The organism is Hymenobacter sp. AT01-02 (assembly GCF_000961955.2).
GTDB classification, from domain to species: Bacteria; Bacteroidota; Bacteroidia; order Cytophagales; family Hymenobacteraceae; genus Hymenobacter; species Hymenobacter mucosus.
Genome location: NZ_JZIR02000045.1, coordinates 19,916 through 44,444, shown reverse-complemented (window position 1 = coordinate 44,444; position 24,529 = coordinate 19,916). Strand labels below are relative to the sequence as shown.

Sequence of the window (24,529 nt, the reverse complement as noted above, 5' to 3'; positions counted from 1 at the left end):
GTGCAGCGCCCAGGGTAGGCACAAATAGTTTACTGGATTCTAAAATATTCCCGGTGGGAAAATGGAATCCTATTGCCTTTTGAAAAATTAAATCCTTTCCAAAAACCACACATAATAATTGCCATGACCGCGCAGGAATTATTGAAAACGGAGGAAGCCATTAGCTTTGTAAAAGAAACTTTCGCTAAAGAACTGGCGTCGCAGCTCCACCTCAACAAAGTGTCGTCGCCCATTGCCGTGCTCGACGGCACCGGCATCAACGATGACCTGAACGGCATTGAGCGCCCCGTAGGATTTCCTATTAAAGCCTTGGATGAGCGCCGCGCGGTAGTCGTGCATTCCTTAGCCAAGTGGAAACGGGTGCGCCTGCAGCAGCTAGGCATTGAGGCTGGCCGTGGCCTGCTCACAGATATGCGCGCCCTGCGCCCCGATGAAGACTACTCGCCCATTCACTCCATTTATGTAGACCAGTGGGACTGGGAAAAGCATATTAGCGCCGAGCAACGTACCCCCGAGTTCTTGCAGGCTACCGTAGAACGTATTTACGAGGTGCTGAAAACCACTGAGGCCCGCGTAGCTGCCAAGTACCCTGAAATCACGCCTGTGCTGCCTGGTAAGATTACCTTCTTGCACGCCGAGGACCTGCTGGCGCAGTATCCTACGCTGACACCCAAGGAGCGCGAGCACGAGGCCGTGAAGCAGTACGGCGCCGTATTTCTGATAGGTATTGGCGGAGAGCTAAGCCACGGAGAGCCTCACGATGGCCGCGCCCCCGACTACGACGACTGGAGCACGGAAACAGCTACGGGTTACTATGGCCTGAACGGTGACATCCTGCTCTGGCACCCCGTATTGCAGACCTCGTTTGAGGTGTCGTCGATGGGCATTCGGGTTGACAAGCATGCCTTGGTGCGGCAGCTTGCCCTGCGCGGCTGCGAGGACCGGCAGGAGCTGTCTTTCCACGCCAGCCTGCTAAAGGATGAGTTGCCCCAAAGTATTGGTGGTGGCATTGGGCAGAGCCGGGTGTGCATGTTCATGCTGCGCAAAGGCCACATTGGGCAAGTGCAGGTGAGCATTTGGCCTGAGGCAGTACGAGCGGAGCTGGCAGAAGCCGGCGTGGGCCTGCTCTAAATAGCGGAAATTGCTGCTGAGGCGGCACGGGCGGGGAAGCAGGTTTGGCGGCCGTAGCTTCTCCGCCCGTTTTTTGTACTCTCACTACGGCACTGTTGGGCGGGTAGGGGACGTAAGCCTCGGAAACGACGGAAAAAGGAGCCCGATAGCAGAGTAAATACGCCGGTTAGTAGAGGAAAAAGGGTAGGCGGCGACGGAAATGGAAAGCCGGCACCTGGCTTGCAAGTAGGGAACCAAGCGCTTACTACTACCTCACCGGCCAGCCGCTTCGCTTGAAACAGCAGCCATTCCTTCCACTTTCCAACGTTTCCAGTTCCATGAAATCTGCCCTGCTTTCCCTTGCTACTGCTTTTGTTCTGCTGTCTTCTACAGCTTCTTTCGCTGCTTCCGCGGCCGACCGGCATGATGATGACAAGCGCCGCAAAGCGTACAGCAAGTATGATGACCGCAACAGCCGCGACTTTAACTACGGCTTTGACAGAAACCACCGCGTGACGGCCGCCGAAAAAGCCCGCTGGGAGGCTGCTCATCGCAATGATCGGCGCGATGACTACCGCGACAACCGTCGTGACGACGACCGTCGCAACGAGTACGACCGGCGTAATGACCGCAATGACCGTGATTTCAACTACGGCTACGACAAAAAACACCGCGTAACGCCCCAGGAGCGCGCTCGTTGGGAGGCTGCTCATCGCAACGACAACCGTCGGTAGTCTAACACTCAGTAGAAAAGGCCCTACCAATTAGCTGGTAGGGCCTTTTTGGGTTATAGCAAGTAGCGGATCTTACTTTTTCTGAGTGCTAACGAAACCAGAAGCCTTGGTTTTGACGCGGCAGAGCAACGAGCCAGAGGCAATGTATAAGGTGCCATCGGGAGCCCAGGCGCAGTTGGATACTACTTCCCCTGTATCAATAGTGCCGAGATGCTGGCCTGTTGGAGAAAGGACGAGGATGCCACCGTGCCCGGAGGCCCATACGTTGCCTGCTTGGTCAGTCTTGAGCCATCGGGCACCTCCTTCGGGCGGGAACGAGATACCTTGCTCATATCAAAAAACACCCGGCTCTTGCCTAGCTTACCATTGGAGCGCACCTCGTATGCCAAGATAACGGGGCGCAGGGAGTCTGATAGCGCTACGTACAAGGTACGGCCATCGGGGGCGAGGGCTACGCCGTTGGGTAGGCTCTGATCCGCCACCTCGCGGCTTACCTTACCACCTGGGGCTAGGCGGTACACTCCGTTGACGGGCATTTCGCGCAGGGGGCTCTGGAGTTGCTGGGGCAAGCCATAGGGAGGGTCGGTGAAGTAAATGCTGCCGCTGGCGTGCACTACGGCATCGTTGGGGCTATTGTAGCGCTTGCCTTCAAATGCATCGGTGAGCGTGCGTTTACCACTTTGCTGGTCAAGGGGTAGTACAGCCAGTAGTCGGTCACCATGGTCACACAGCAGCAGGTTGCCCCGGCCATCCAGAGTAATACCATTGGTGCCCGGCTCCTTACCGTAGGGCATGCGGCCGGAGTACCCCGTTGATTCTAGGAACTTGGAAAGCCCCTTCGCGGGCGACCAGCGGTAGATAGTGCGAGTAGGAGCGTCCGAAAACAGAAGCATACTACTATCGGGCACCCACACGGGGCCTTCCGTGTGGCTGAGGCCGCTAGCTACTATTTCAATGGAAGCATCGGCGGCTAGCACTTGGTCTACATCAGGCGCCAACCGCTGAATATGGCCTACCGTGGTGAAGCGGGTAGGCGGCTGCGTTTGGGACCAAGCAAAAAGGGGGCAGCCCAAGGAGGCCAACAGCGGCAATACGGTAGCGAAACGCATCATAAGCAAGCGGGAAAGAAAGCACTGAACCTCACAAAGGCTTCTTTACCTACCCGGCCACCTGCTGAAAGGTTGCCCCGGCTGTAGCTCAACGCTAGCACAACCACCCTGTGAGGCTCCCGTAAGCACTAGCACACTTTGCATGACGGTATGAGCAGATGTACTCCTTTCCTTCTCCTGCTACTGGGGATGATAAGCACCCTAGCGGGTGCACAAACGCCAGCTACTAATCTAGAGCAGGTAGCTGAGTTTGGTAAGCACCAACCTATTGGGGTAGCCGTATCGGGGCAAGGACGCATCTTTGTCACGTTCCCAAAGAAGAAAGCCAACTACGACTACGGGCTAGCCGAAATCGTGGACGGGCAGCGACGGCCCTACCCCAACGCCGAGTGGAACCAGTGGGATTCCACGAAAGCAGCTACTCGCTTCGTGAATGTGCAGTCGGTATTCGTAGACCAAACCGATGCGCTATGGGTGCTGGACCCGGCAAACCCCGACGATGAAGCGCCGCTAGTACCCGGAGTGAAGCTGCTCAAGATCAACCTGGCTTCCAACAAGGTGGAGCGGGTGTACCGCTTCGAGGATTTGCCTCGGGAACGCACCGGACTCAACGATGTACGAGTAGACCCCACCCGGCAGGTAGCCTATCTCACCGACCCCAAGCTGGCCGCCTGATTGTGCTCGACTTGCGTACGGGTAAAAGCCGCGTGGTATTGCAGGGCCACAAATCGACGGCAGCCGCACCGGGTTTTGTGCTGCGCATTGACGGTAAAGAAGTGAAGGACAAGAATGGCAAGCCCTTCAGCAGCAATGCCAACGGGCTAGCGTTGACCCACGATTTCACGTACGTCTACTACCGCGCTATCAACCAAACCAAGCTCTACCGCATAGCAACTGAGCAACTGCTCAACACCGCGCTAGGCGGCGCGGCGCTGGCAGCTCAAGTAGAAACGGTAGGCGAAACGGGCATCTCGCACGGTATGCTAGCCGATTCACAGGGGAATATTTACCTAACCGACTCGCCGAACAAGGCTATTCGGCGAGTAACGCCTGCGGGCCGCTTTGAAACCCTGGTGCGCGACCCGCGCCTGCTGTGGCCCGACTCCTTTGGCCTCGGCCCCGACGGCTACCTCTACGTTACGGCGGCGCAGATTCACCGGACGCCCAAGTGGAATAACGGGGAAGATAAAGTAGCGTATCCCTTCCGCTTGTACAGACTTAAGCTCCCCAAGTAACCTAGCTACTCAACGGGAGGGAGTGGTAGGGCTAGCAAGTGCTGGGCTACCGCTTGCCCGCTAACCAAGGCGGCTTCTACAGTGCCCATATGCGGGCCGTGGTAGACGGCTTCACCAGCGAAGAAAAGCGTATCGGCCACGGGTGCGGCCAGTACGTGGCGCGCCGCCTCGGCTCCCATAGTTGCGTAGGTGTAGGCGCCTCGCGCAAAGGGGTCGGCACCCCAGTTGAAAATGCAGTGGGCTTGCAACTGAGAAAGGACATACTCCACGGTGCTACCAAGCAGGTACGCCAGGGATTCCAGTGCTTCCGTAAGTAAGGCCTCATTGGTGGAAGCGCGGCGTTCGGCAGCGGCGGGGCCGGCTAGCCAGCCCGTTAGGAGCGGCCGCGGGTTGGGCTGTTGCGTCCACCAGGTGGGTATAGCCGCATCGGAGAATAAGAACCCTAAGTTGGGCATGGGCCGCTGCACCTGCGGCGAGGCAGTAGCCAGAACGGGTTGTTGAACTCCAATAGCAACTTAATAACCGACCCAAACCCCAAGGCCGTGGCTGCCGCTCGGTGCTCGGGTAGTTCTGGCTCTAGATGGAAGTAGCCTGGGCTACCTGCTTCTGCTTGCAGCACGCCCAGGGGCATAGTGAGCAAAGCGCGCGTAGCGTGGTACTGGCAGCCGTCGGTGCAGTGAAGGGTCACGTGGTGCGGGTGCCAAATGATTTTTTCTACCACCGAGTTCAACCGCACTTGTCCTCCGGCCGCCTCTACCTCGCGGTGTAATTGCGCAACAACGGCCCCGTACCCGCCTTCCGGCCGGGGCGAGTCCTCAGCGCCGCCCCCAGACCATTCATCGCGCAAGGCAAAGGAACTGGCACGACGAGCATCGGCAGCATCATAGCCCTCCGCGAAGCGCGTTACGGTATTACGCAAGGTACGGTGTTCTTCGGCCGGAAACGCTTGGGTGAGAAATTCGGCCAGGGGGAGGTCGTGCGGAAGGGCGTGGAGCTTCTCCAGCAGCAGCGGCATCTCAGGCAGGAACTCCGCCGACTCGTGCACGACTCCTTGAGTTACCTCGTACGTTATCCCCCCGGTAGGGTAGGTGGGCGTGCCTGTAGCGTGCAGCAACTGCTGGGTCTGCGCTACGTCGCCGTGCAGGAATTCTGCCCCCGCCTCAGCTGGTCCTGAAAATCCATTCTCTCTGAAAGTATGGATGCGGCCGCCCAAGCGTGCGCGCGCTTCCAGTACTAGTACTTTTTTTCCTGCCTGAGCAAGAGTGCGGGCCGCCATCAGGCCAGCAGCGCCGGCCCCAACAATAAGTATTTCGGTGTGCATAGCAGGGTTACGTTTCCCAACAGCAGGATGATACCTCTTAATTAGAAGGCTACCTATCACATGCCGTTTTTGGCTTGCCAGAGCCAGCTAAAGTTTCAGTAGCGTTCAGTTATGGCTGAGCATGACAGCCCGATTAACTCGCTTATTCGTGCGCAGTGATACAGCGTTAGGGCGATGCCTTGCCGGAAAGATAACTGCCTTGACCTCGGGGTACTCCCGGCCAATGCGGTGTACTAGCTGTTGCGCATCCATCATGGCATTATTGACCAGCAATAGTACTGGTTTGTCGTGCAATGCCAGGGCCATAGCAAACTCGTGTCGGTAGGAGCTATAGCCCCCCAAAGATTCCGTAGGGGAGGTGTCCGCATCCTTATAAGGAGCTGCAACCCAGTCCACGTAATCTTTTCCCGGGAAGTAAGACTGTACCGCGGCTGCACTAGGAGGCATCCAAACCCACACAACATTCGTCACCTGATTGGCCTTGAACTCCCGCACCATCTCTTGCCATGCCTTGCGATACGCAGGAGCAGACAAAGCCGGGAAAATTGGTTGCAGCATAATGGGCTGGTGCAGGTTGTGTATGGCTTGTGCAAGTTGCTGCCGCTTACTTACCGGAAGGGCTGCTACTTGCCAATTCAGTAGTGGTGTAACCCCTTGCCGATGGAGGGCTATAATGTCTGCTTTGGGTAGCGTAGCCATCATGGGCAGGGCACTTACGGAGGCCGCTTGGTCGGTTGAGCCGCGCAGTAAAAGACGTTGCCCTGAGAAGAATGCATCCGGCGCAGGCTCGGCAGTAGACAAGGTTAGGTGCTGCGTGCCCACGCGCACGGAGTCGCCCCCATCCAGCAGCCAGCTAGCTAACGCAAACTCCGCGGACTGCGCTTGGATAAATAGCGCAGCATCTACGCAGCCCACTACGGCTAAGCTACCAATGGCCAAGGAAACTCCCCTAGTTTGCGCCCGTGTGGTAAGCTCGGTTACTGCTCTTCGAAACGCCTGAACGATTCCCCGCAATGGCTGCGACTGTAAATCAGTTGTGAGAGTCCGCATCCACGTATGCTGCCCCATACCAACGGCCGCCAGCAGAATACCCGCGTTGCAGGTAGCAAGAAAAGCCATGAGGCGCGAATACGGGCTCCAGTCTGCTCGACCGGCGTATTTAACGGCCACTGCGCAAAGCAGGATAGCCATGATGTTCGGTAAGGCAATTCGGAACTCATTGCGAGTATTGCCCTCTTTGGGTGTCGGGATATAGGGCACCCGTACCCGAAAAATGGTGTACACAAACCCTAGAAGGTAAATCCACCACGTACCCACGCGCAAAATGCCGCCGGCTAGGTGCAGGCCAGTCTCATGTGGCTCGCGTAGCCAAGCTTGAGCCTTATAGCGAATCAGAAGACTGATGCCAAGCAGCGGCATCAAGTGCAAAGCAAAAGCCGCCAGCGAAATATGCCAAGGGTATACCGAAAGTCCCAACGATGCAATGGGCACTGCCAGGTCAATGAGTGTTATTAGGCCCGAGAGAAAATACAGGGGAAGAGTAAGATAGTGCAGCCGCTGGCGCCACGAGAGGCGCCCAACTAAGCGAGGGTATACCTCAAAAAGTAGTTCGAAGGCTCCTCGGGCCCATTTCAGCTGCTGGGCATAGAAAGCGCCCAGCGTAGAAGGAACCAGCCCCCGGCTAAGCACCCGCGGTACGTACACCGATTGCCAGCCGGCGGCATGCAGGCGCATGGCCGTGTGCATGTCCTCCGTAAGGCCGGCCGCGTGACCACCAATGGAGTCTAACGCCGCACGGCGGAAGGTGCAGTTAGCGCCAATTGCTTGCGTAGTGTTGTAGCTGTTCATGCCCATCATCAGTGGGCCGTAGAAGTGGTAGGTTTGCTCGGCCGCTCCAAGTGCCACTAAGCTGTCTTTCTGGTTGCCGTAGGCCTGCACCACCTGCACGTAGCCGACGCTAGCATTTGTAAAGTAGGGTACTACGTAGTCCAGGAAGTCGGGAGTTGGTACGTGGTCGGGGTCAAGAACAACGCATAGCTCACCCGTGGCCTGCTGCAGAGCATTGTTGATGTTGCCAGCTTTGGCATTGACTTTTTGCTTGCGCGTGACGTGCACTACGCCTAGCTGCTGGCACACTGCCCGCAAATACGGGTCGTCACCCTCATCGCACAGGTAGCTGGTGTGCGGATAGGTAATGGCCTGCATCGCCTCCAGCGTTTGGACTATCATGGCGTAGGGCTCACCGGGGCAGGCAGTTGTCAACACGTCCACGGTGAAAGCTGGCAAGTGCTCCGTGGGAGGTAGGGGCTCCGTTACGTTTACGTAGTGATACCACTCGTGCAGCATGCGCAGCATCTTGAACCCCAACGACACGGTCAGCAACCAAAACAGCGGTGCGTACCCAATGGGGTCGGAGGATGCAAACCACACGACAAAGTACACTAGGCTAACGAGGCCCAGTCCTACCAATACTCGCATCTGCCCCACGCCAGCAACTTGCTTGACTAGCAAACCAGCGGAGGTTGCACGGCTGGCAAAACCAGCCGGCTTACGAGATTCTGTATTAGCTAAAGGATGAACAGTTTCCTTTAGAATGCTTTCGTGCATGTTATTCGTACTGAACCTGTCTCACAACCTATGCGACAAGGAATTGCCTGTACGCAAAGTTCGATAACTTTGATCATTCTGATTATTTATTATATTTTATCAATATATGGTTGAGATGCAAGGGTGATATTTTTTCTGCTTTCTGCGTAATAGGAGGATGAGTTTACCTGTCCTTTCCCACGCGTTGCAACGGCGCTGGCTGATAATAGTATTACTAGTCATAGCCACCTGTATCACCTTTTTGCTGGTAAAAGCAGCCCGGCATTCCCCCTCTAATGCCTCTTTCCAGAACGTACCGCCTGGCGTCACTCCGGTGCAAGTGGTGCGCACTGCGCAAGGCTATCAACTCTTGCGCGGCGGCAAGCCATACTTTATAAAGGGAGGGGCTGGCTTGCAGCATTATGACCAACTGAGAGCGGCTGGGGCCAACTCCGTTCGGCTGTGGTCGGCTGACTACGCCGACGAACGCATGGACGAGGCGCAGCGCCAAGGCCTCACCGTGATGCTGGGACTTTGGCTGGTGCACGAGTCCAAGAAGTTCGACTACTATGATACAAAGGCAGTAGAGCGTCAGAAAAGGTCAATTCGGCAGCAGGTGCTACGCTACCGCCACCATCCCGCGTTGCTGGCCTGGTCAATAGGAAATGAAGTCAACTTTGAGTCAGCCAATCCGCAGTTGTACCAGGCTATAAATGACATAGCACAAATGATTCATGAGTTGGATCCGTACCATCCGGTAACAACTACTTTAACAAGCACGCTCGACAACTTCAACCGGGTGCTGCGCCTTTGCCCGGAGGTAGACTTTTTGAGTGTCAATGCGTTCGGCAACTTGTTCACGTTGGCAGAGCGGTTGGAGGAAGCTGGTTGGAAAGGACCATACATTGTGACGGAGTTTGGTGCTCGCGGGTACTGGGAGTCGCCTAGAAGAAGCTGGGGAGCGGCCGTTGAGCAAAGCAGCACGGAAAAAGCTGCCTTCACTAAGGAACGGTACGTGGAGGCTGTACAGGGCAAGTCTGCTAAATGCTTGGGCTCCTACGTGTTCTTCTGGGGCAATAAGTTTGAATACACGTCTACCTGGTTCAGCCTGTTTGCACCTGCCGGCGAGAAAACGGCCACCGTAGATGTTATGCAGGAGCTATGGACGCAACAGCCACCGCACAATCTGGCTCCCCGTATTAGTGCCTTACGATTTGCGGACGAATACCTGAGTAAGGGGCTCCATCTGACTCCTGGTGTAGACTACAGGGCTCACCTGGTAGCGCAAGACCCCGAGAACGACGCGCTGCGTTATGTATGGGAAGTGCTGCCTGATTTAGATGTTATGAGCAAGCCAATACCCGATACTTCGCCGGAAGCTGTTGACAACAGCATCCAACCATTAAGTAATGGTCAGGTGGTGGTGCATGTTCCTACTGCTCCCGGCGCCTATCGTCTATTTGTGAGTGTTTTTGATGGGAAAGGCAGCGTGGCTACTGCTAACGTGCCTTTCTACGTCGGCTCGTACCCGAGGACCAACCGCGTAGCGATTCGCTAATACGCACAGCTAGTGTACAAAGTCAGCAGTTTTGCGTGCCAACTCCTAAGTACTCCTGCCAAGAACCGGCCAACTGCCCCATAGTACTGGCGAATGAACAGATATGCTAGGTGAATCTTGTACTTTAACTTATTAGAAAAGTAATATTAAATAAATATAGTTATAAATAAGATTAAATTGTCTTTTTACATTTTTGAAACTATTGATGATAATATATAAATCTGGTATACACTCATTTGATTATTTGGAGTTTTAAGGGCGAGAAACGTGTTAGAAGCATTATAAATCTTTGTAAAACATTCATATTTTTATATTCAGGGTGCCTTGCTAATATTGCATTGTCTCAACATAGCGATTTGCAATGCAATTGAAAATTGTACTTATATCACTTATGTTTGTCTCGCTGCTGGGCAGTATGCCAGTTGCACAAGCTAGGACGTATTATGTTCACCCAAGTGGCAATGATACCTATACTGGTGCTACTCCGGCAACGGCTTGGCAGAGTATCAGTCGAGTAAATACGGCCGATTTACAGCCCGGCGACCGGGTCTTATTTCAGGGTGGGGCTACCTTCGAAGGCTCTCTCTGGCTACGGGGCAAAGGCACGGCTGCAGCCCCCATTGTTTTGACCTCGTATGGGCAAGGGGCCGCTACTATTAATAGCGGCAACAACTACGGGTTCTATTCTCCCAATGCCGGCGGCATCGAATTGCGCCGCCTCAAATTTGTCGGCTCCGGTCGATTGACGAATAACAACGCGGGTGTCATTTTCGCCACGGATGCAGTCAATGAGCGGCTAAATCACTTGATGTTTGATAGCCTCGACGTGAGCGGGTACCTAAAGGCCGGCATTATGATTGGCAGCTCTAGTGCTACCAGCGGCTATGACAATGTGCGCATTACCAACTGTAAGGCGTATGCCAACGGCGAGGCTGGTATCACCTCTTACGGCAGTTATCCATCTATCAATCACCGCAATTGGTACGTGGCCAATTGCCAAGCTTATGACAATGCGGGCCGTGAGGATGTGAAAACCACCAACACGGGTAGCGGTATTTTGCTGTCTAGTATTGACGGAGCAGTAGTGGAGCGTTGTGAGGCCTACAACAATGGCTGGCTGAACAGTAATCCTAGTGGTGGCCCGGTGGGCATCTGGGGCTGGCTATGCAACAACCTCATTATTCAGGATTGCGAATCGCACCATAACCGTTCGGGTCTGGCCCACGATGGCGGCGGCTTTGACTTGGATGGGGGATGCACAAACTCCATCATGCAGTACAATTACTCCCACGACAATGATGGTGCCGGGTACCTACTGGCGCAGTTCGAGGGGGCTCCGGCCATGCACGACCTCACCATTCGCTATAACATCAGTGAAAACGACGCGCGCCGGTTTAGCCAAGGTGCCATCATGCTCTGGTCGTCAGGGGCGAATGGGGGCATTCAGCGGGCTTGCATTTACAACAACTCCATTTATCTCACGCCAGCCACCGATGGATTAGAAACCAGAGCTTTCTACTCATCCAGCGACGGTATAAGCGATATTACGGTCCGCAACAACATATTTCAGACTACGGCGGGTATTCCACAAGTGAAATCGTTGAGCACGCGAGGCTTACTGCTACAAGGCAATTGCTACTGGGGCTCGGGCCAGCCACTAAACATTAATTGGAATGGCACGACGTACACTTCGTTGCAGGCGTGGCGTACGGCCACTGGCCAGGAAATGATTGGGAACCGGGCAGTAGGTATGTACCAGAATCCCGACTTCATCAATCCTGGCCAAGGAGGAGATATGGATGCCAGGCTCAGTGGGCAGCCTCATACATCTTGGACTGCTTACAAGCTTCAGGCCACCTCTTCAGTTATCGGGCGGGCACTGAATATGGCTACCGAGTTTGGGGTATCGCCCGGCGCCCGGGACTTCCTTGGCTCGGCAACGCCAAGTGTGAATACTGCTGGCAACATGGGTGCCATTGAAGCCGAGCCTACTACGGCGCCCCTGCCCGTAGTGCTGATTAGCTTTACCGCCGAGCGCCAAGGCACCAACGCACTGCTCCGCTGGGCAACGGCCTCTGAAAAGCAGAATGCTTACTTTGAAGTGCAAGTGAGCACCGACGGGCGCACGTTTGAGACGGTAGCAACGATGGAAGGAAGCGGTACTACTACGCAACGCACTACCTATTCTTGGCTCGGCAACCTATCTGGCTACGCCGATGCGGCGGTGTACTACCGCCTAAAGCAGGTAGACCTAACGGGTAAAGCAACGTATTCGCTTGTAGCGGTAGTGGCAGCGGCTGCCTCTTCTAGCCGCCTTGCAATGCAGGCGTGGCCCAATCCGTTCGCGAGCGAAGTAAACCTGAAAATTGATAGCCCAAGCTCGGGTCAGGCTACCATTACGTGCACTGATGCCATGGGTCGTGTTATGCTTACTCGCTCCTTACAAGTAGCACAGGGCACTAGCACGGTAGCCTTACCTGAAGTTAGCAGCTTCCCGCTAGGCGTATACTGCGTGGCCATACAGCAGGGTACCTATCGGACCATCACTAGACTGACCCACGAATAAAGCTAGCGTAGGCTAATCCAGCTGGGGCCTGCTGGCAGGCCTACTGGATGCACTTGCTGAATGGGCGACGTAGCTGTAAGCTGGCCCAACGCATTACGGTACCGGATCCGATACTCGGGCAGGGCATCGGGGGCCAAGGGGGCATGATCAACGAAAGGGCTGTGCGCATTATAGGCCAGGCACTGCCAATTTCCCTGATTGCAGCGCCGGTATATATCAGCAAACAAGCCAGCACGAACGGAAAAATCGAGGCGACGCCCCACCGGCAAAAGATGGAGGTGCAAATGGAAAGATGGGGAGGTAGGCATGGCAGGTAGCATAGAAAACACAGCCTAGAACCAGAGTTCAAAATCGAGTCTTTTAACGAGTGACACTAGGCTTTTGCTTCCGGATTTGTACGGATTTAACTAGGGATAAATCCTGATTTTTCCTTGTGCCGGTTTGCCTACTAACTGCTACTCCGTCTCTTTATTGTGTGCAGTCAACAAGTTAATGTGCAAACAGCCACTACTATATGTACTGACATAGCAATTTGACGGGATGCTATCAGCCTATGCTGTTGGGCAGCACAATTCGGAAAGCAGTACCGCTGCCCACTTTGCTTTCCACGGTGATATTGCCACCTGCTTGCCGCACAATTCGATTGACGAGGTATAGCCCCATTCCTGAGCCTGGTACGTGGTCATGGAAGCGGCGGAACATTTGAAACAGATCGGCCCCGTACCGGGCTACATCAAGGCCCAAGCCGTTATCGGCCACTACTAGGGTGGCTGTCGTGTCGCTTGTCAGTTCCGTGTACACGTGCACATGGGGAGAGCGGTCGGGGTGGGCATACTTTAGGGCATTGCTGAGGAGGTTGTACAGAATGCTTTGTGCATTGAGGCGAGCAAACCGCATCATGGGAACAGCCGTGAAGTTTAGTTCAAACGTAGCATTGGCTGCTGAAATTTGGTTGTGCATGCTGCGCAGTACCTCTGTCACCAAGGGCTGCAAAGCAACGTCCTCCAGGGGGAAGTGTCCGCTGCGGCGCTCCACCTGCACTACCTCTGTGAGGCCCTGAATAGTATTGTGAATCTGGTTCAGCGCCCCCTCAAACATGGTAATTAGCAGGGCCGCTTCGGGGTCGTGGAAAGTAGCTGTGCGCTTGAGCTCCTCAAAAACACCCGCCATGTTATTAACGGGCTGCTTCAGGTCGTGGGAGGCCGTATACACGAAGTTGTCGAGGTCCTGATTGATGCGCGTGAGTTGCTGGTTCGTAAGGCTCAGACCTGCATTGGCAGCGGCCACCTTCTGGCGGGCCAACACCTGCTCGGTCACTTCAAACGCAAACACAATAACGCCATCAATGTGTTTGTGCGTATTGTAGCGCGGCTGGTACACAAAGTTGAAGTAGATGTCCTCCAGCGGGCCTCCTTCGTGCCGGGCCGCTTGAATCAGGCTTTCATTCCCCTCAAAGCTTTCACCTGTTTCGTACACTCGGCGCAGCGTATTCCAAATTGGTTGGGTGGTGAGTTCAGGAATGGCCTCACCAATGGAAATGCCCAACAGCTCCCGCCCTGGAAACAGTTGCTGGTAGCCCGGGTTCACAAGTTCGAATACTAACTCGGGGCCGTGCAGAATGCAAATGGCGGCGGGGGCCTGCATAAATAAATGCTCGAGCCGGGCACGCTGCTGCTCAGCTTCTTGCTGGGCTTCGCGGGCATCTCGGGTGTAGCTCCGCACCCGGGCCTCCAACTCCATATTGAGCGACTGTACCGCTAACTGCACCCGAAACAACTCATCATTGTTCAGCCGGATTTCCTCGTTAGCCGCTTGCAACTCCTCATTGGAAGCGGCCAGTTCTTCGTTGGTAGCGGCTAACTCCTCCAGCGAACTGGCCAACTGCTGATTAAGAAGCCGTTGTTGAGTTTCACTTTGCTCCACGCGGCTGCGCGCTTCTACCTGGGCAGTAACCTCATACGCAAACACGAGCACGCCGTCCACGTTGCCATCGGTGTCGCGGGAAGGCTGGTACACGAAGTTGTAGTAGTTGTTGCCCAGCTCGCCGGTATTGGTGTGGTCCAGCTTTACCAGCATTTCGAACGCATGGTACGGTACACCCGTGCGGTACACGGTGTCGAGCAGATCGAAGATAGGCTGGCCCGCTAGCTCGGGCATTGCTTCCCGAATGGGTTTTCCTAGCAAAGCCCGCGGCCCTACCAGCTGCTGGTACAACGGATTTACGAGGCTAAACATGTGGTCGGGGCCTTCAAAAATCGTAATCATGGCCGGCGCCTGCATGAACGTGTTGTGCAGGCGGGCGCGCTGGGTTTCTGCCTCAGCCCGGGAAACTTGCTCGCGCGCTAGGCTGACGTGCAAAGCGGCCTCCGTGGCCGAGATGCGGGCCCGGCTTTCTTGCAGGGCGTTTTCGGCAATGGCTTGGCGGGCAAAGTCGGTAGTGTCGGTGAAGCTTACGACGATGCCTTGGCCTACCCGCCGGGCAGAAAGGTAGTAGTAGTCGTTTAAACCATCGGCTTGGTAGCGCAACTCAAAGCGGCCGGGTTGCCCAGTTTCAAATACCGAGCAATAGAACTCAAATACACCGTTGAACTGAGCCTGGGGGTAACGCTGCAGGTGAGTTTGGGTAGGGTGGGCGGGTAGCTGAAGCATCTGCTGGGCGGCCGTGTTGAGCAGCACAAAGGCCAGGTCAATGATTGTGCTGCCATCCGGGCCATACACCGGTTTGTAAAGCACAATGCCATCGAGCGATACATCGAACAAGCCCTGTAATAATTCCTCGGCTGGAAAAATGGTTGCTACATCAGCTGACGAAGGGGAAGGAGCAGACACGAGAAGATAAGTAAGCAGTGAATGTGGGCTACGAAGCCCTCTGGCTGAGAAAAACCCAGCATAAGCATATCCGACAAGATAAGTTACCGCAACAGTACGGATAATGTTTGTCTAGGGTGCGTAATTGCAGCTCCGCTGTACCGTGCTGGCGCAACCAACGCCGGATGACTGGCGTCTGTTCGCCCACTCTCACTTTTACTTCCTTCAGATGTTTTCCTTTATCCGTCCGCTGGCTTTGGCGGCTCTGCTGGCTCCGGCCGTTGCGCCCGTGCTAGCCAAAGCCCCGCGTGAGCTGACTTATACCGTGAGCATGGACCCCGCCACCAACAGCAACGCCTTCCAGGTGAAGCTGGCGCTGCCCAAGCTCAAGAAAGAGCAGTCCATTTACCAGTTTGCGGCCACGGCGCCCGGTACCTACCAGGTAATGGATATGGGCCGTTATGTGAGCAACTTCCAGGCCTTTGATGCCAAGGGCAAGCCGTTGGAAGTAAAGCAGCTGTCGACCAACCAGTGGCAGCTGAGCCAGCCCGACAAAACCCGCGAGATACGCTATACCATTGCCGAAACCTGGGACACGCCGGTAAAGGAGCACAACATTTACCGCATGTGCGGCTCGTCGTTGGAGACGGACCACGCCTTGCTCAACGGTCAAACCCTGCTGGGCTACCCCCAGGGTATGCAGGACAAGCCCCTGCGCCTCAAGCTGGAATACCCTAGCGGTTGGAAGGCTGGCTCCGTACTGGTGCCCGATAAAGAAGGCTACTACCACTTGCAGGGCTATGACCACGCGGTAGACTCGCCTATTCTCCTGGGGCGCCTCACCGAAACGGCTACCAAGCTGGGAACTACGGATGTGGCCCTGTACTGCTACTCGGCTACCGACAAAGTGCAGGCCGCGCCCCTATTGGGTTACATGCAGAAGATGCTTAATGCCGCTCAAGCCTTTTTTGGGGGGCAGCTGCCGGTGCAGCGCTACGCCTTCCTCTACCACTTCGCCGACCGCTCGGCGGGAGCCTGGGAACATTCCTACAGCTCGGAGTACGTACTAAACGAAACCGAGCTAACCCCCGAGGCGGCCCAAAACGTGGTGGACATTGCGGCCCACGAGTTCTTTCACGTGATGACTCCGCTCAATATTCACTCCGAAGTAATTGAGCATTTCAACTTTGTGCAGCCCACGGGCTCGGAGCACCTCTGGCTGTACGAGGGCACCACGGAATGGGCTTCGCACATGATGCAGCTGCGGGGAGGGCTAGTTGGTCTCGACGACTACCTGAGCACCTTGCACGATAAGGTAACCTACGACCGCACCCGCACCGATACCACCTACAGCCTGAGCCGCCTGGGGCTTAACTCGTTTAGCGACGAGGGCCAGCGGCAATACGGCAACATCTACCAGCGCGGCGCCCTCACGGCTGGCCTGCTCGACCTGCGCCTGCTGGAGCTGAGTGGCGGCAAGCGCGGCTTGCGCGACGTGCTGCTGGAACTGGCCAAGCAGTACGGCCCAAACAAGCCAATCAGTGAGAAGAACTTCTTCCAGGATTTCACCAAGATGACTTACCCCGAAATTGGGGACTTCTTTGCCCGGTACGTGCAGCAGGCCGAGTCGCTGCCTTTACAGGAATACTACGCAAAGGTGGGCATCCGCTACGAGCCCATCCGGCACACGGGCCAGCAGATAGCTACCCTGGGGGCTTTGGGCCTGGCTCCGCGCGAAACCAGCGTGTATTTCACCAAAGTAGGTGGCCCCGTGCAAGCAGCCGGTGTACAGGTTGGCGACCAGCTAGTGGCCGTTGATGGAGTTCGCAACGACTTTACCGCCCTGCGCAGAGTAGCCAGCCGCACTCCGGGCTCCGAATTGCCCCTCACCATCAGCCGCAACGGTCAGGAGCAAACCGTGCGCGTGAAGTTGGGTAGCACGGAAGCCGTGCAACGCTACCTCTTCAGCCCAGACCCGAGCGCCACGCCCGCCCAGCTGGCTCTGCGCCAGATATGGATGAAGAACCTGTAGCAGGCGACTGATACGCCTATCCCAAAACGCCAAAGGCCCCTAGTTGCTAAGTCAACTAGGGGCCTTTGTTTAAGTCGCTTTCTGGTACGCAAGCTGGATGGAAGCGGAAAAGGTAGAGCCCTGGTGGCGATTTGGGTAGTAGTGCGCTGTGGCGGTACTACCCGGCTGGCGTGGCTACAACGTATTCGGGGTCTTCCAAAATATTGACCTCTACTAGGGCGCCGGCCTGACCAAGCAAACGACGACAGTCGGGGCTGAGGTGACGTAGGTGCAGGGTTTTACCCAGGCGCTGGTAGCGCTCCGTAAGCTTGTGCAGCGCATCCAGGCCCGACATATCGGCTACTCGGCTTTCCCGGAAGTCTACTACCACCTCGGTGGGGTCGGTGGCGGGGTCAAATTTCTCGGCAAAGGCTTGTACCGAACCGAAGAACAGGGGGCCGTATAGCTCGTAGTGCTTCACGCCCGCGGCATCTACGTGCTTGCGGGCGCGAATGCGCTGGGCATTTTCCCAGGCAAACGCCAGCGCCGATATCACAACACCCAGCAGAACTGCCAGGGCCAGATTTTGCGTCACGGCAGTTACTACCGTTACCACAAGCATCACGGCTACGTCGGTACGGGGCATGCGGCGCAAAATGCGCAAGCTGGCCCACTCGAAGGTGCCAATCACGACCATAAACATCACGCCTACCAGGGCAGCTAGCGGTAGGCGCTCAATCAGAGAGGAGCCTACCAGCACAAACAAGGCCAGCGCCACTGCTGCTACTACCCCCGAGAGGCGCCCCCGGCCCCGCGATTCCAGGTTCACCATGGTTTGCCCGATCATGGCGCAGCCGCCCATGCCGCCGCTTAGCCCCGAGGCGACGTTGGCTAACCCCTGCGCTACGCAGTCTTGGTTGCCGCGGCCCCGCGAGTCGGTCATTTCATCAACCACCGTCAGGGTCAGCAGGCTTTCCGTGAGGCCTACCAGCGCCATAATAATGGAGTAAGGAAAAATGAGCTGCAACGTAGCCCAGCTTAAGGGTACTTGCGGTAAGTGAAACTGCGGTAGCCCACCCGCAATAGAAGCAATATCACCCACCGACTTGGTATCGAGGCTCCCCAGAATAACCAGGGCCGACACCACCCCAATGGCCACCAATGACGAGGGTACAGCCTTGGTTAGCTTGGGCAAGAAGTATACGATAGCATGGTAAGGGCCACCAACCCAAGCATCAGCCACAGGGCCTGGCCACTAAGCCAATGCTCCTGTCCGGCCGCATCACGCACTTTAAACTGCTCTAGCTGGGCCATGAAGATGATAACGGCCAGCCCATTTACAAACCCAAATACCACGGGCTGAGGCACAAGCCGAATGAACTTGCCAAACCGCAACCACCCAATGCCAATTTGGAGCACTCCCATCAGGAGCACTGCGGCAAACAAGTACTCGGGGCCGTGCTGCACTACCAAGCTCACAATTACGACGGCCACTGAGCCGGCCGCACCCGATATCATGCCCGGCCGGCCGCCAAATACACTCGTGAGCAGGCAAATGACAAAGGCGGAGCCAATACCCACCAGCGGACTAATGTGGGCCAGCAACGCGAAGGCTACTACCTCGGGCACCAGTGCTAAAGCGGTGGTAAGACCCGCAAGGATTTCATTTTTTGCGTTGAGCGTATACTGAGAAAAATAGGAGCGAAGTGAGTTCATGTGGAGGCTGAGAAATGGCAAAAGAAAAGCCGCACACATCTAACAAGACGTGGCGGCGCGAGGCAAACAGGCCGATCCTCAGGGTGGGGTAAGCTGAAAAAGCGCAGGTAGAAAGTGGGGCATACCAATGCAAAGGTACGCAGGTTTGCCTTGGCCCGCCGCTACGCCGGGCCTGTTCTGACCGGAAAGCAGTAGCACTATGGATGCCGCGGCTGCGGTCTGGCGTCAGTGTAAAGGCAAAAAGAAGGCCCAGTGCTCACTGCCGGTACATGGACGGCAGCGTGCACTGGGCCTCCTGAAATAGGGCCGGGTGAGCTTATGAGCGAAGGTGGGCCCGGCTTGAGTTGGGAGAAAGCACATTGGGGTAGGCGTGGGCTACGGAAGTGGTAGCGGTGATGGTACCGTTGGCGTCGCAATAGCATACCACGTACTCCACGTGGGTGTTGCTTGGAAGCGGCTTCCGATCGAGGCAGGGGCTGCAAGCCCGGTGGGCAATGCACTCCCAGGCCTGACCCTGGTGGCGGCGATACACGTAGGCAAACCGGTTGGGTAACTCCGCAAAGTGCAGCTGGACCGCGGATGCTACACGCTGCAACTGTAGCTCAAGAGTAGGAGAAGATGAGGGCATACGACAAGGAAATGAAGTAAAAGTAAACTGCTCCCGGACCACTCCACGAACGACCCAATCTAATACTAGAATTTTACTATTCATGGATAAATGCGAATAAAAAATAAAATTTTTATATTTATCCAGTAAGGATAGCACTTCTAAAAGGTCTTAATTATTCAATATATATCATTGATTAACAAGAGTTTATGTGCGAGCTGATGCCTTTCTGCTGTTAAGACTAACCACAGCACTGCGAACTGCTGTACTCATCATCATCCAGAAGAAATAAGCTAGCCAATTATGCTGAGCAATGGCGCTCCGCGCACCTACCTAGGCAATTGCTGCTCGAGCATTCGCTAAGATTTCTTGAATCTCGGTGAAGAGTGGGCGACTCGTGGGGGTAGGGTGGAAGCACCGCTGTTGCAAGTTGGAGAGCAGCTGAAAAGCAGCCGAGTTTGAAGGCATAGTGCAATGCGCCAGGAGCTCTTCCAGCAGACAACCAAAAGCTCGTACCTCCAGGTGTTGCAGTGCTTGGGCCACGGTAGCATCATCGGGCCCAAAAAAGCAGGCGGCCCCAAAATCGCCTAGTAGGGAAGTGCCATCGGTAGTATTCAGGATGTTGTGGGCGTATAGGTCGCCGTGCAAGATGCCGCGGCTGTGCAGGTGCTGGGCGGCGGCGGCAATACCCTCGGCAATGCGCAACGCCGTGGTCGGGCTAAAGGACGTTCCGGGTGCATACACGTCGCGGGTGCAGGAGGCCAAACTGGGCGGGCCGGCTAGGTTACCAAAGGCAGGATCAATCAGCTCTAGAACCAGCCTTCTTGCCCGGCTGGGTGCTGCCCAATTTTACCGTGCACGGCAATTAGGTTGGGGTGGGCGCCGGCACTGCTGCAAGCTGCCATTTCGCTGTGGGGTAGCCCATCACTCGTTACAGCCCCTTTGAATAGTTTTAAGGCAACAGGCTCGGCCGCCCCGCCGGGGCGCTGCCACTGGCCTCGGTAAATTACCCCCGAAGCTCCTTCCCCTAGTTGTTGCTCCACGGTAAGGTTAGGCCAACTGATGGTATCAATAGGGTATTGGGCCAGCACTGTGGCTTCGGCTGCTTCGCAGAAGGGGTTGCCGGCGTAGGCCAGCCACGACAGGCGCGGCATAGACAGCAACCACTGGGGTAGGGCTGCTAGCTCGTTATCCGCAATGCGAAGTAGTTCTAGGTTGGTGCAGGCCGCCAGGGTTTCGGGCAGAGCGGTGAGGTAGTTGCCGGCCAGCATGAGCTTTTGTAGAAGCGGACAGCTACCCAGTTCATCGGGCAAGGTAGTCAGCGCATTATGTGTCAGAATAAGCCAGCGCAAAGCAGGGGTAAGCGCCTCCGCGGGTAGGGTCCGAATCTGGTTGGCCTTGAATCCAATCATGCTCAGGTGCGGGCATTGCCCTAGCACTGCGGGCACCTCCGTAAACTGATTATAGGAGCAAAATAGCACGCGTAGCTTGTGCAGCCGTCCTAAGTCGTTGGGTAAGGTCGATAGCGCATTGCCCGAGAGGTTGAGGATTTCCAGCGAATCGGCGAGGGTGAAAATCTCAACGGGAAATTCCGTTAGGCCGCAGGATAAATCGAGGCGGGTGCTACCGGCTAGCTGCCCGGAGCGTAGTTGTTCAAGCGTGTGCATAGGGCAAAGGTAGGCGCCAGCCCAGCCAGTAGCACACAACTAAGTTGCGCGCTACTGGCTGGCATCCGGGGAGGGAGCCACCGGTAAGCTGTTTTACTCGCCGCCGTACTTGCTTTTGCCTCCGCCCCCGGCGTCCATACGCACAATGCGCGGGGTAAAAGAGCCTAGCACATCTACTAGGTCGCGCTGGTGGGCCATTACTTGGTGAATGTCCTTGTAGGCCATGGGTGCCTCATCTAGTCCGCCTCCAATCAGCTCAATGCCATGGTCGCGGAGGTGGCGGCGTACGTCACCTTCGGAAAGGTTCTGTTTGGCCTGGGTGCGCGACATTTTGCGGCCGGCGCCGTGGCTCGCCGACTGAATAGAATCCTGCTCGCCGCGGCCGCGCACAATGAAGCCGGGAGCCGTCATGGAACCCGGAATGATACCCAGCACACCTTGGCCCGCTGGAGTGGCGCCCTTGCGGTGCACAATGGCTTCCCGCCCATTAAGCAAGGTTTCCTTCCACGCAAAGTTGTGGTGATTTTCCACCTTGGCTAGCGGTTTTTCGCCCAGGGCTTGGCTGAGGCGGCGGTGAATGTCGCGGTGGCAGGCCGAGGCGTAGTCGCCGGCCAGGTTCATGGCCCGCCAGTATTCCTGGCCTTCTTGGGTATCTAAGTCAAGCCACGCGAGGTAGCGAGCCTCGGGCGGGAGGGGGCACTTGCTCATGGCTACCTTGGTGTAATGCTGCGCAATGGCGGCTCCCAAACCCCGGGACCCTGAGTGGGAGAGCAAGCCAGGTACTGGCCCACGGGCAGGTCCAAGTCATTATCGGGAGCCGTAATATCTACCACGCCCCACTCCACAAAGTGGTTACCAGACCCCGAGGAGCCCAGTTGGTTGATAGCTGCTTCGCGCTTGCCGCGCACTACTGCAATGTCCTTGAACTCCGGGCGGTCGAAGATGGGGTCGTCGGTAGGGTTCTTAAACAGTTCTTTGGCGCCGAAACGAGTATGGTTGTGCAGCAGCTTTTTCAGCTCCTGGGTGCGCTGGCCCAGGTACTCGGGGGGCAGCGCAAACACCGACAAGGCCATGCGGCAGCCGATATCCATGCCCACACCGTAGGGAATCACCGCATTATCGACGGCCAGCACGCCCCCAATGGGCAGGCCGTACCCCTGGTGGGCATCCGGCATTAGGGCCCCATCTAGGGTAATGGGCAGTTGCATGGCCGTATCCATCTGCTTGCGGGCACCATCTTCAATAAACGCCTCCCCGTAGCGGCGGTAGTCTTTGATTTCGGGATTGAGGCCTACGTTGCGCTTGGGGTCGGGCACAAACTCCTTGGCCAGGTCACGCCACAGCGAGTCGCGCAGGTAGGCGTAGGGGTCTTCCTTTATTTTTTGCAGCAACGCCAGGGCGCTGCCTTTGTCTAATTTCTTAAGCTGCCGGTCGTCGAGGATATCGAGGGCCAGGGTAATGGCGCGTCCCTCGGGGTAGCCAATTTTGCGCAGGTCGTTGCCGCGCAGTTTAGTAGTTGCCATAGTGGGAGAGGAGGTGGGTAGTAGGGGTTGTAGCGCGAGTTTTACGGCCTGGGTTATAGCTGAGCTACCTTTAGGGCTCATCTTGGGAGTGCTCCGGGCCGCGCAGTTACTGCCCCAGCCACCGCTTGCCCGCCCGCAGTGAAAGCCCGCTTCTGTGGCCCAGCAGTAGCAACAACCGCACATGCATTTGCGTCTCTACTATCCTGCCGCCTGCACAACACGGGCGGTTTGCCTGTTGCGTTGCGTAGGCGGTAAGGCCAGTGCTGGTCCTCGAATCCGCCCACGCGTACTATCTCATTTACTTACCAGGAGCTATTCGAGTGGGTTTGGGGTTATACCGAAATCCTCTGTGCTCTGCATCATACTGCCCATGTCTACCACCCAATCACTCGAGCAAGCTCCCTTCCATAACTCCTTCGTGGATGAACTGCGGGGGGAAGCCACTTTCGATAAAAAGCCTCGCCAGGTGCCGGGCTACCACTATTCACGCGTGGAGCCCACCCCCGTACGCGACCCGCGTCTGCTGGCTTGGTCCGACGACTTGGCCACCTTTCTGGGCCTCACGCGCCCCTCAGAGCGGGGGCCAGCCGTGAATGCGCTGGCCGGCAACCTTGTAACTGAGAGCATGAAGCCATTTGCGGCTCGCTACGGCGGCCACCAGTTTGGCAATTGGGCCGGCCAACTCGGCGACGGACGCGCCATGTCCTTGGGCGAACTCACGGCCACCGACGGCTCTAGCTGGGAAATTCAGCTGAAGGGCGCTGGGCCCACGCCATATTCCCGCCGCGCCGATGGCCGCGCCGTACTCCGTTCTTCCCTGCGTGAGTTTCTATGCAGTGAAGCCATGTACTATCTGGGCGTGCCTACTACCCGGGCGCTGAGCCTAGTAGCCACCGGCGACGAAGTAGTGCGCGACATGTTCTACAACGGAAATGCCCGCCCCGAGCCCGGTGCCATTGTGGCCCGGGTAGCGCCTACCTTCGTGCGCTTCGGCAACTTCCAGATTCTGCTGGCCCTGGGTGAAATGGACAACCTGCGTGCCCTGGCCGACTACGTAATCCGCCATCAGTTCCCAGAGTTGGGCGAGCCATCCCCGGCCGTGTATGTGCGCTGGTTTGAAGAAGTATGCCGCCGCACGGCCGTTATGATTGCGCACTGGATGTCGGTGGGCTTCGTGCATGGCGTCATGAACACCGATAATATGTCGATTCTGGGGCTGACCATCGACTATGGCCCCTACGGCTGGCTGGAGCCCTACGACCCCGACTGGACGCCTAACACCACCGACTTCGGCGGCCGGCGCTACGCCTTTGGGCAGCAGCCGCGGGTAGCCTCTGGAATCTTATGCAGCTAGGCCAAGCCATTTCTCCCCTGGTCAACGACATTCAGGAGCTGAACCCCGCCCTGCAACTCTACGTGGATACGCTGGCTACTACCCGGCACGCCATGATGCTGCGCAAGCTCGGCCTCTCCGACAAGGCTACGGAGCAGGACCAGAAGCTGATTGAAGAGCTGGAGCAGGCCCTCACCGAGTCAGAAGTAGACATGACGCTGTTTTTCCGTCACTTGTCGCACGCGGCGCCGCGCCTGCTGGCGGAGGGTGGCTCGGAGGCGGAAACCTGGCGGGAGCTACTGGCGGCGGCGGCCTACTCCATGGCCCCCAATGAGGAGCAGAAGCTGGTAGAATGGCTACAGAGCTACCTACAGCGGCTGCGCCAGGAAACGGCTACCCCCGATGCCATTCGTGCGCTGATGCTGGCGGCCAATCCCAAGTACGTGCTGCGCAACTACTTGGCTCAGCAAGCTATTGAAGCAGCCGAAGCCGACGACCTCACGCTGCTGAACCGACTTATGACGGTGCTGAAAACGCCCTTTGCGGAGCAGCCCGAGCACGACGACCTGGCCGCCAAACGCCCCGATTGGGCCCGCGAAAAGCCAGGCTCGGCCACGCTCTCTTGCAGCTCGTAAGGGGCACTCC

General features: G+C 56.6%; 18 protein-coding genes and 2 pseudogenes. 8 read left to right on the top strand and 12 right to left on the bottom strand.

Features of this window, described 5'->3' with window-relative positions:
• The first annotated feature begins 123 nt into the window (after nucleotides 1–123).
• Together asnA and VI25_RS14630 are read left to right on the top strand one after the other, a co-directional pair.
• Nucleotides 124–1,131, top strand: coding sequence for an aspartate--ammonia ligase (asnA, locus tag VI25_RS14635; RefSeq protein ID WP_045688069.1), 1,008 nt, complete (start codon nucleotides 124–126; stop codon nucleotides 1,129–1,131).
• Between the two features lie 317 nt (nucleotides 1,132–1,448).
• Complete coding sequence (locus VI25_RS14630; protein WP_045688070.1) at nucleotides 1,449–1,844, top strand: hypothetical protein; 396 nt, start codon at nucleotides 1,449–1,451, stop codon at nucleotides 1,842–1,844.
• Nucleotides 1,845–2,026: 182 nt separating this feature from the next.
• On the opposite strand, the gene VI25_RS14625 is transcribed toward VI25_RS14630, so the two are convergent.
• Nucleotides 2,027–2,956, bottom strand: coding sequence for an SMP-30/gluconolactonase/LRE family protein (locus tag VI25_RS14625; protein WP_052695126.1), 930 nt, complete (start codon nucleotides 2,954–2,956; stop codon nucleotides 2,027–2,029).
• A gap of 186 nt (nucleotides 2,957–3,142) precedes the next feature.
• Here VI25_RS14625 and VI25_RS27875 point away from each other — a divergent pair, with 186 nt between their 5' ends.
• The gene (locus VI25_RS27875) at nucleotides 3,143–3,628 is read left to right on the top strand and encodes a major royal jelly family protein (RefSeq protein ID WP_262489962.1); all 486 of its coding nucleotides are present in this window, start codon (nucleotides 3,143–3,145) and stop codon (nucleotides 3,626–3,628) included.
• A 2-nt stretch (nucleotides 3,629–3,630) separates the two neighbouring features.
• On the top strand, nucleotides 3,631–4,188 hold the full coding sequence (locus VI25_RS27870; protein ID WP_262489961.1) for an SMP-30/gluconolactonase/LRE family protein: 558 nt from the start codon (nucleotides 3,631–3,633) through the stop codon (nucleotides 4,186–4,188).
• A 5-nt stretch (nucleotides 4,189–4,193) separates the two neighbouring features.
• Here the strand turns inward: VI25_RS27870 and VI25_RS27865 are convergent, their stop codons facing one another.
• The 3 genes from VI25_RS27865 to VI25_RS14605 all read right to left on the bottom strand — a co-directional run bounded on the left by VI25_RS27865 (nucleotide 4,194) and on the right by VI25_RS14605 (nucleotide 8,020).
• The gene (locus VI25_RS27865; RefSeq protein ID WP_052695127.1) at nucleotides 4,194–4,643 is read right to left on the bottom strand and encodes an FAD-dependent oxidoreductase; all 450 of its coding nucleotides are present in this window, start codon (nucleotides 4,641–4,643) and stop codon (nucleotides 4,194–4,196) included.
• Nucleotides 4,631–5,509: a flavin monoamine oxidase family protein gene (locus tag VI25_RS27860; RefSeq protein ID WP_052695128.1), complete on the bottom strand. Its 879-nt coding sequence runs from the start codon at nucleotides 5,507–5,509 to the stop codon at nucleotides 4,631–4,633. The genes VI25_RS27865 and VI25_RS27860 overlap by 13 nt, the downstream gene beginning before the upstream one ends.
• 105 nt (nucleotides 5,510–5,614) lie before the next feature.
• Nucleotides 5,615–8,020, bottom strand: coding sequence for a glycosyltransferase (locus VI25_RS14605; protein ID WP_055562610.1), 2,406 nt, complete (start codon nucleotides 8,018–8,020; stop codon nucleotides 5,615–5,617).
• A gap of 337 nt (nucleotides 8,021–8,357) precedes the next feature.
• On the opposite strand from VI25_RS14605, the gene VI25_RS14600 reads away from it, so the two are divergent.
• Both VI25_RS14600 and VI25_RS14595 read left to right on the top strand, forming a co-directional pair.
• The gene (locus VI25_RS14600) at nucleotides 8,358–9,653 is read left to right on the top strand and encodes a glycoside hydrolase family 2 TIM barrel-domain containing protein (RefSeq protein ID WP_052695130.1); all 1,296 of its coding nucleotides are present in this window, start codon (nucleotides 8,358–8,360) and stop codon (nucleotides 9,651–9,653) included.
• A gap of 415 nt (nucleotides 9,654–10,068) precedes the next feature.
• On the top strand, nucleotides 10,069–12,219 hold the full coding sequence (locus tag VI25_RS14595) for a right-handed parallel beta-helix repeat-containing protein (RefSeq protein ID WP_161806951.1): 2,151 nt from the start codon (nucleotides 10,069–10,071) through the stop codon (nucleotides 12,217–12,219).
• A gap of 2 nt (nucleotides 12,220–12,221) precedes the next feature.
• Here the strand turns inward: VI25_RS14595 and VI25_RS14590 are convergent, their stop codons facing one another.
• Nucleotides 12,222–12,527, bottom strand: a complete 306-nt coding sequence (locus VI25_RS14590; protein WP_152981637.1) for a hypothetical protein — start codon at nucleotides 12,525–12,527, stop codon at nucleotides 12,222–12,224.
• Nucleotides 12,528–12,765: 238 nt separating this feature from the next.
• Nucleotides 12,766–15,048 carry a PAS domain-containing sensor histidine kinase gene (locus VI25_RS14585; protein WP_052695131.1) on the bottom strand — a complete coding sequence of 761 codons (2,283 nt, stop codon included), beginning with the start codon at nucleotides 15,046–15,048 and terminating at the stop codon, nucleotides 12,766–12,768.
• Nucleotides 15,049–15,256: 208 nt separating this feature from the next.
• Here VI25_RS14585 and VI25_RS14580 point away from each other — a divergent pair, with 208 nt between their 5' ends.
• Nucleotides 15,257–17,059, top strand: a complete 1,803-nt coding sequence (locus VI25_RS14580; RefSeq protein WP_082455563.1) for a PDZ domain-containing protein — start codon at nucleotides 15,257–15,259, stop codon at nucleotides 17,057–17,059.
• A 157-nt stretch (nucleotides 17,060–17,216) separates the two neighbouring features.
• On the opposite strand, the pseudogene VI25_RS14575 reads toward VI25_RS14580, so the two are convergent.
• The 6 genes and pseudogenes from VI25_RS14575 to VI25_RS27850 form a co-directional block, all read right to left on the bottom strand.
• Nucleotides 17,217–18,754, bottom strand: a pseudogene (locus VI25_RS14575) (SulP family inorganic anion transporter).
• A 316-nt stretch (nucleotides 18,755–19,070) separates the two neighbouring features.
• Nucleotides 19,071–19,382, bottom strand: coding sequence for a hypothetical protein (locus VI25_RS14570; RefSeq protein ID WP_045688073.1), 312 nt, complete (start codon nucleotides 19,380–19,382; stop codon nucleotides 19,071–19,073).
• A gap of 312 nt (nucleotides 19,383–19,694) precedes the next feature.
• Complete coding sequence (locus VI25_RS25940) at nucleotides 19,695–20,126, bottom strand: protein kinase (protein ID WP_201783314.1); 432 nt, start codon at nucleotides 20,124–20,126, stop codon at nucleotides 19,695–19,697.
• Nucleotides 20,127–20,170: 44 nt separating this feature from the next.
• Complete coding sequence (locus tag VI25_RS25935; RefSeq protein ID WP_201783313.1) at nucleotides 20,171–21,028, bottom strand: leucine-rich repeat-containing protein kinase family protein; 858 nt, start codon at nucleotides 21,026–21,028, stop codon at nucleotides 20,171–20,173.
• Between the two features lie 93 nt (nucleotides 21,029–21,121).
• Nucleotides 21,122–21,775 (bottom strand): RtcB family protein, encoded by a 654-nt coding sequence (locus VI25_RS27855; protein WP_201783312.1) that lies wholly within the window; start codon nucleotides 21,773–21,775, stop codon nucleotides 21,122–21,124.
• Nucleotides 21,739–22,551: an RtcB family protein gene (locus VI25_RS27850; RefSeq protein WP_201783311.1), complete on the bottom strand. Its 813-nt coding sequence runs from the start codon at nucleotides 22,549–22,551 to the stop codon at nucleotides 21,739–21,741. Before VI25_RS27850 ends, VI25_RS27855 begins: the two co-directional genes overlap by 37 nt.
• Before the next feature lie 181 nt (nucleotides 22,552–22,732).
• Between VI25_RS27850 and VI25_RS27005 the strand changes: the two are divergent.
• Nucleotides 22,733–24,519: pseudogene (locus VI25_RS27005) on the top strand (protein adenylyltransferase SelO).
• The last annotated feature ends 10 nt before the right edge of the window (nucleotides 24,520–24,529 follow it).

Coding starts and splice junctions, on each gene's coding strand:
- VI25_RS27850 (WP_201783311.1), bottom strand. CDS start 22,551: ATGGCAACTACTAAACTGCGCGGCAACGACCTGCGCAAAATTGGCTAC.
- VI25_RS27875 (WP_262489962.1), top strand. CDS start 3,143: ATGATAAGCACCCTAGCGGGTGCACAAACGCCAGCTACTAATCTAGAG.
- VI25_RS25935 (WP_201783313.1), bottom strand. CDS start 21,028: ATGCACACGCTTGAACAACTACGCTCCGGGCAGCTAGCCGGTAGCACC.
- VI25_RS14625 (WP_052695126.1), bottom strand. CDS start 2,956: ATGATGCGTTTCGCTACCGTATTGCCGCTGTTGGCCTCCTTGGGCTGC.
- VI25_RS14570 (WP_045688073.1), bottom strand. CDS start 19,382: ATGCCCTCATCTTCTCCTACTCTTGAGCTACAGTTGCAGCGTGTAGCA.
- VI25_RS27860 (WP_052695128.1), bottom strand. CDS start 5,509: ATGCACACCGAAATACTTATTGTTGGGGCCGGCGCTGCTGGCCTGATG.
- VI25_RS27865 (WP_052695127.1), bottom strand. CDS start 4,643: ATGCCCAACTTAGGGTTCTTATTCTCCGATGCGGCTATACCCACCTGG.
- VI25_RS14630 (WP_045688070.1), top strand. CDS start 1,449: ATGAAATCTGCCCTGCTTTCCCTTGCTACTGCTTTTGTTCTGCTGTCT.
- VI25_RS14580 (WP_082455563.1), top strand. CDS start 15,257: ATGTTTTCCTTTATCCGTCCGCTGGCTTTGGCGGCTCTGCTGGCTCCG.
- asnA (WP_045688069.1), top strand. CDS start 124: ATGACCGCGCAGGAATTATTGAAAACGGAGGAAGCCATTAGCTTTGTA.
- VI25_RS14590 (WP_152981637.1), bottom strand. CDS start 12,527: ATGCCTACCTCCCCATCTTTCCATTTGCACCTCCATCTTTTGCCGGTG.
- VI25_RS14595 (WP_161806951.1), top strand. CDS start 10,069: ATGCCAGTTGCACAAGCTAGGACGTATTATGTTCACCCAAGTGGCAAT.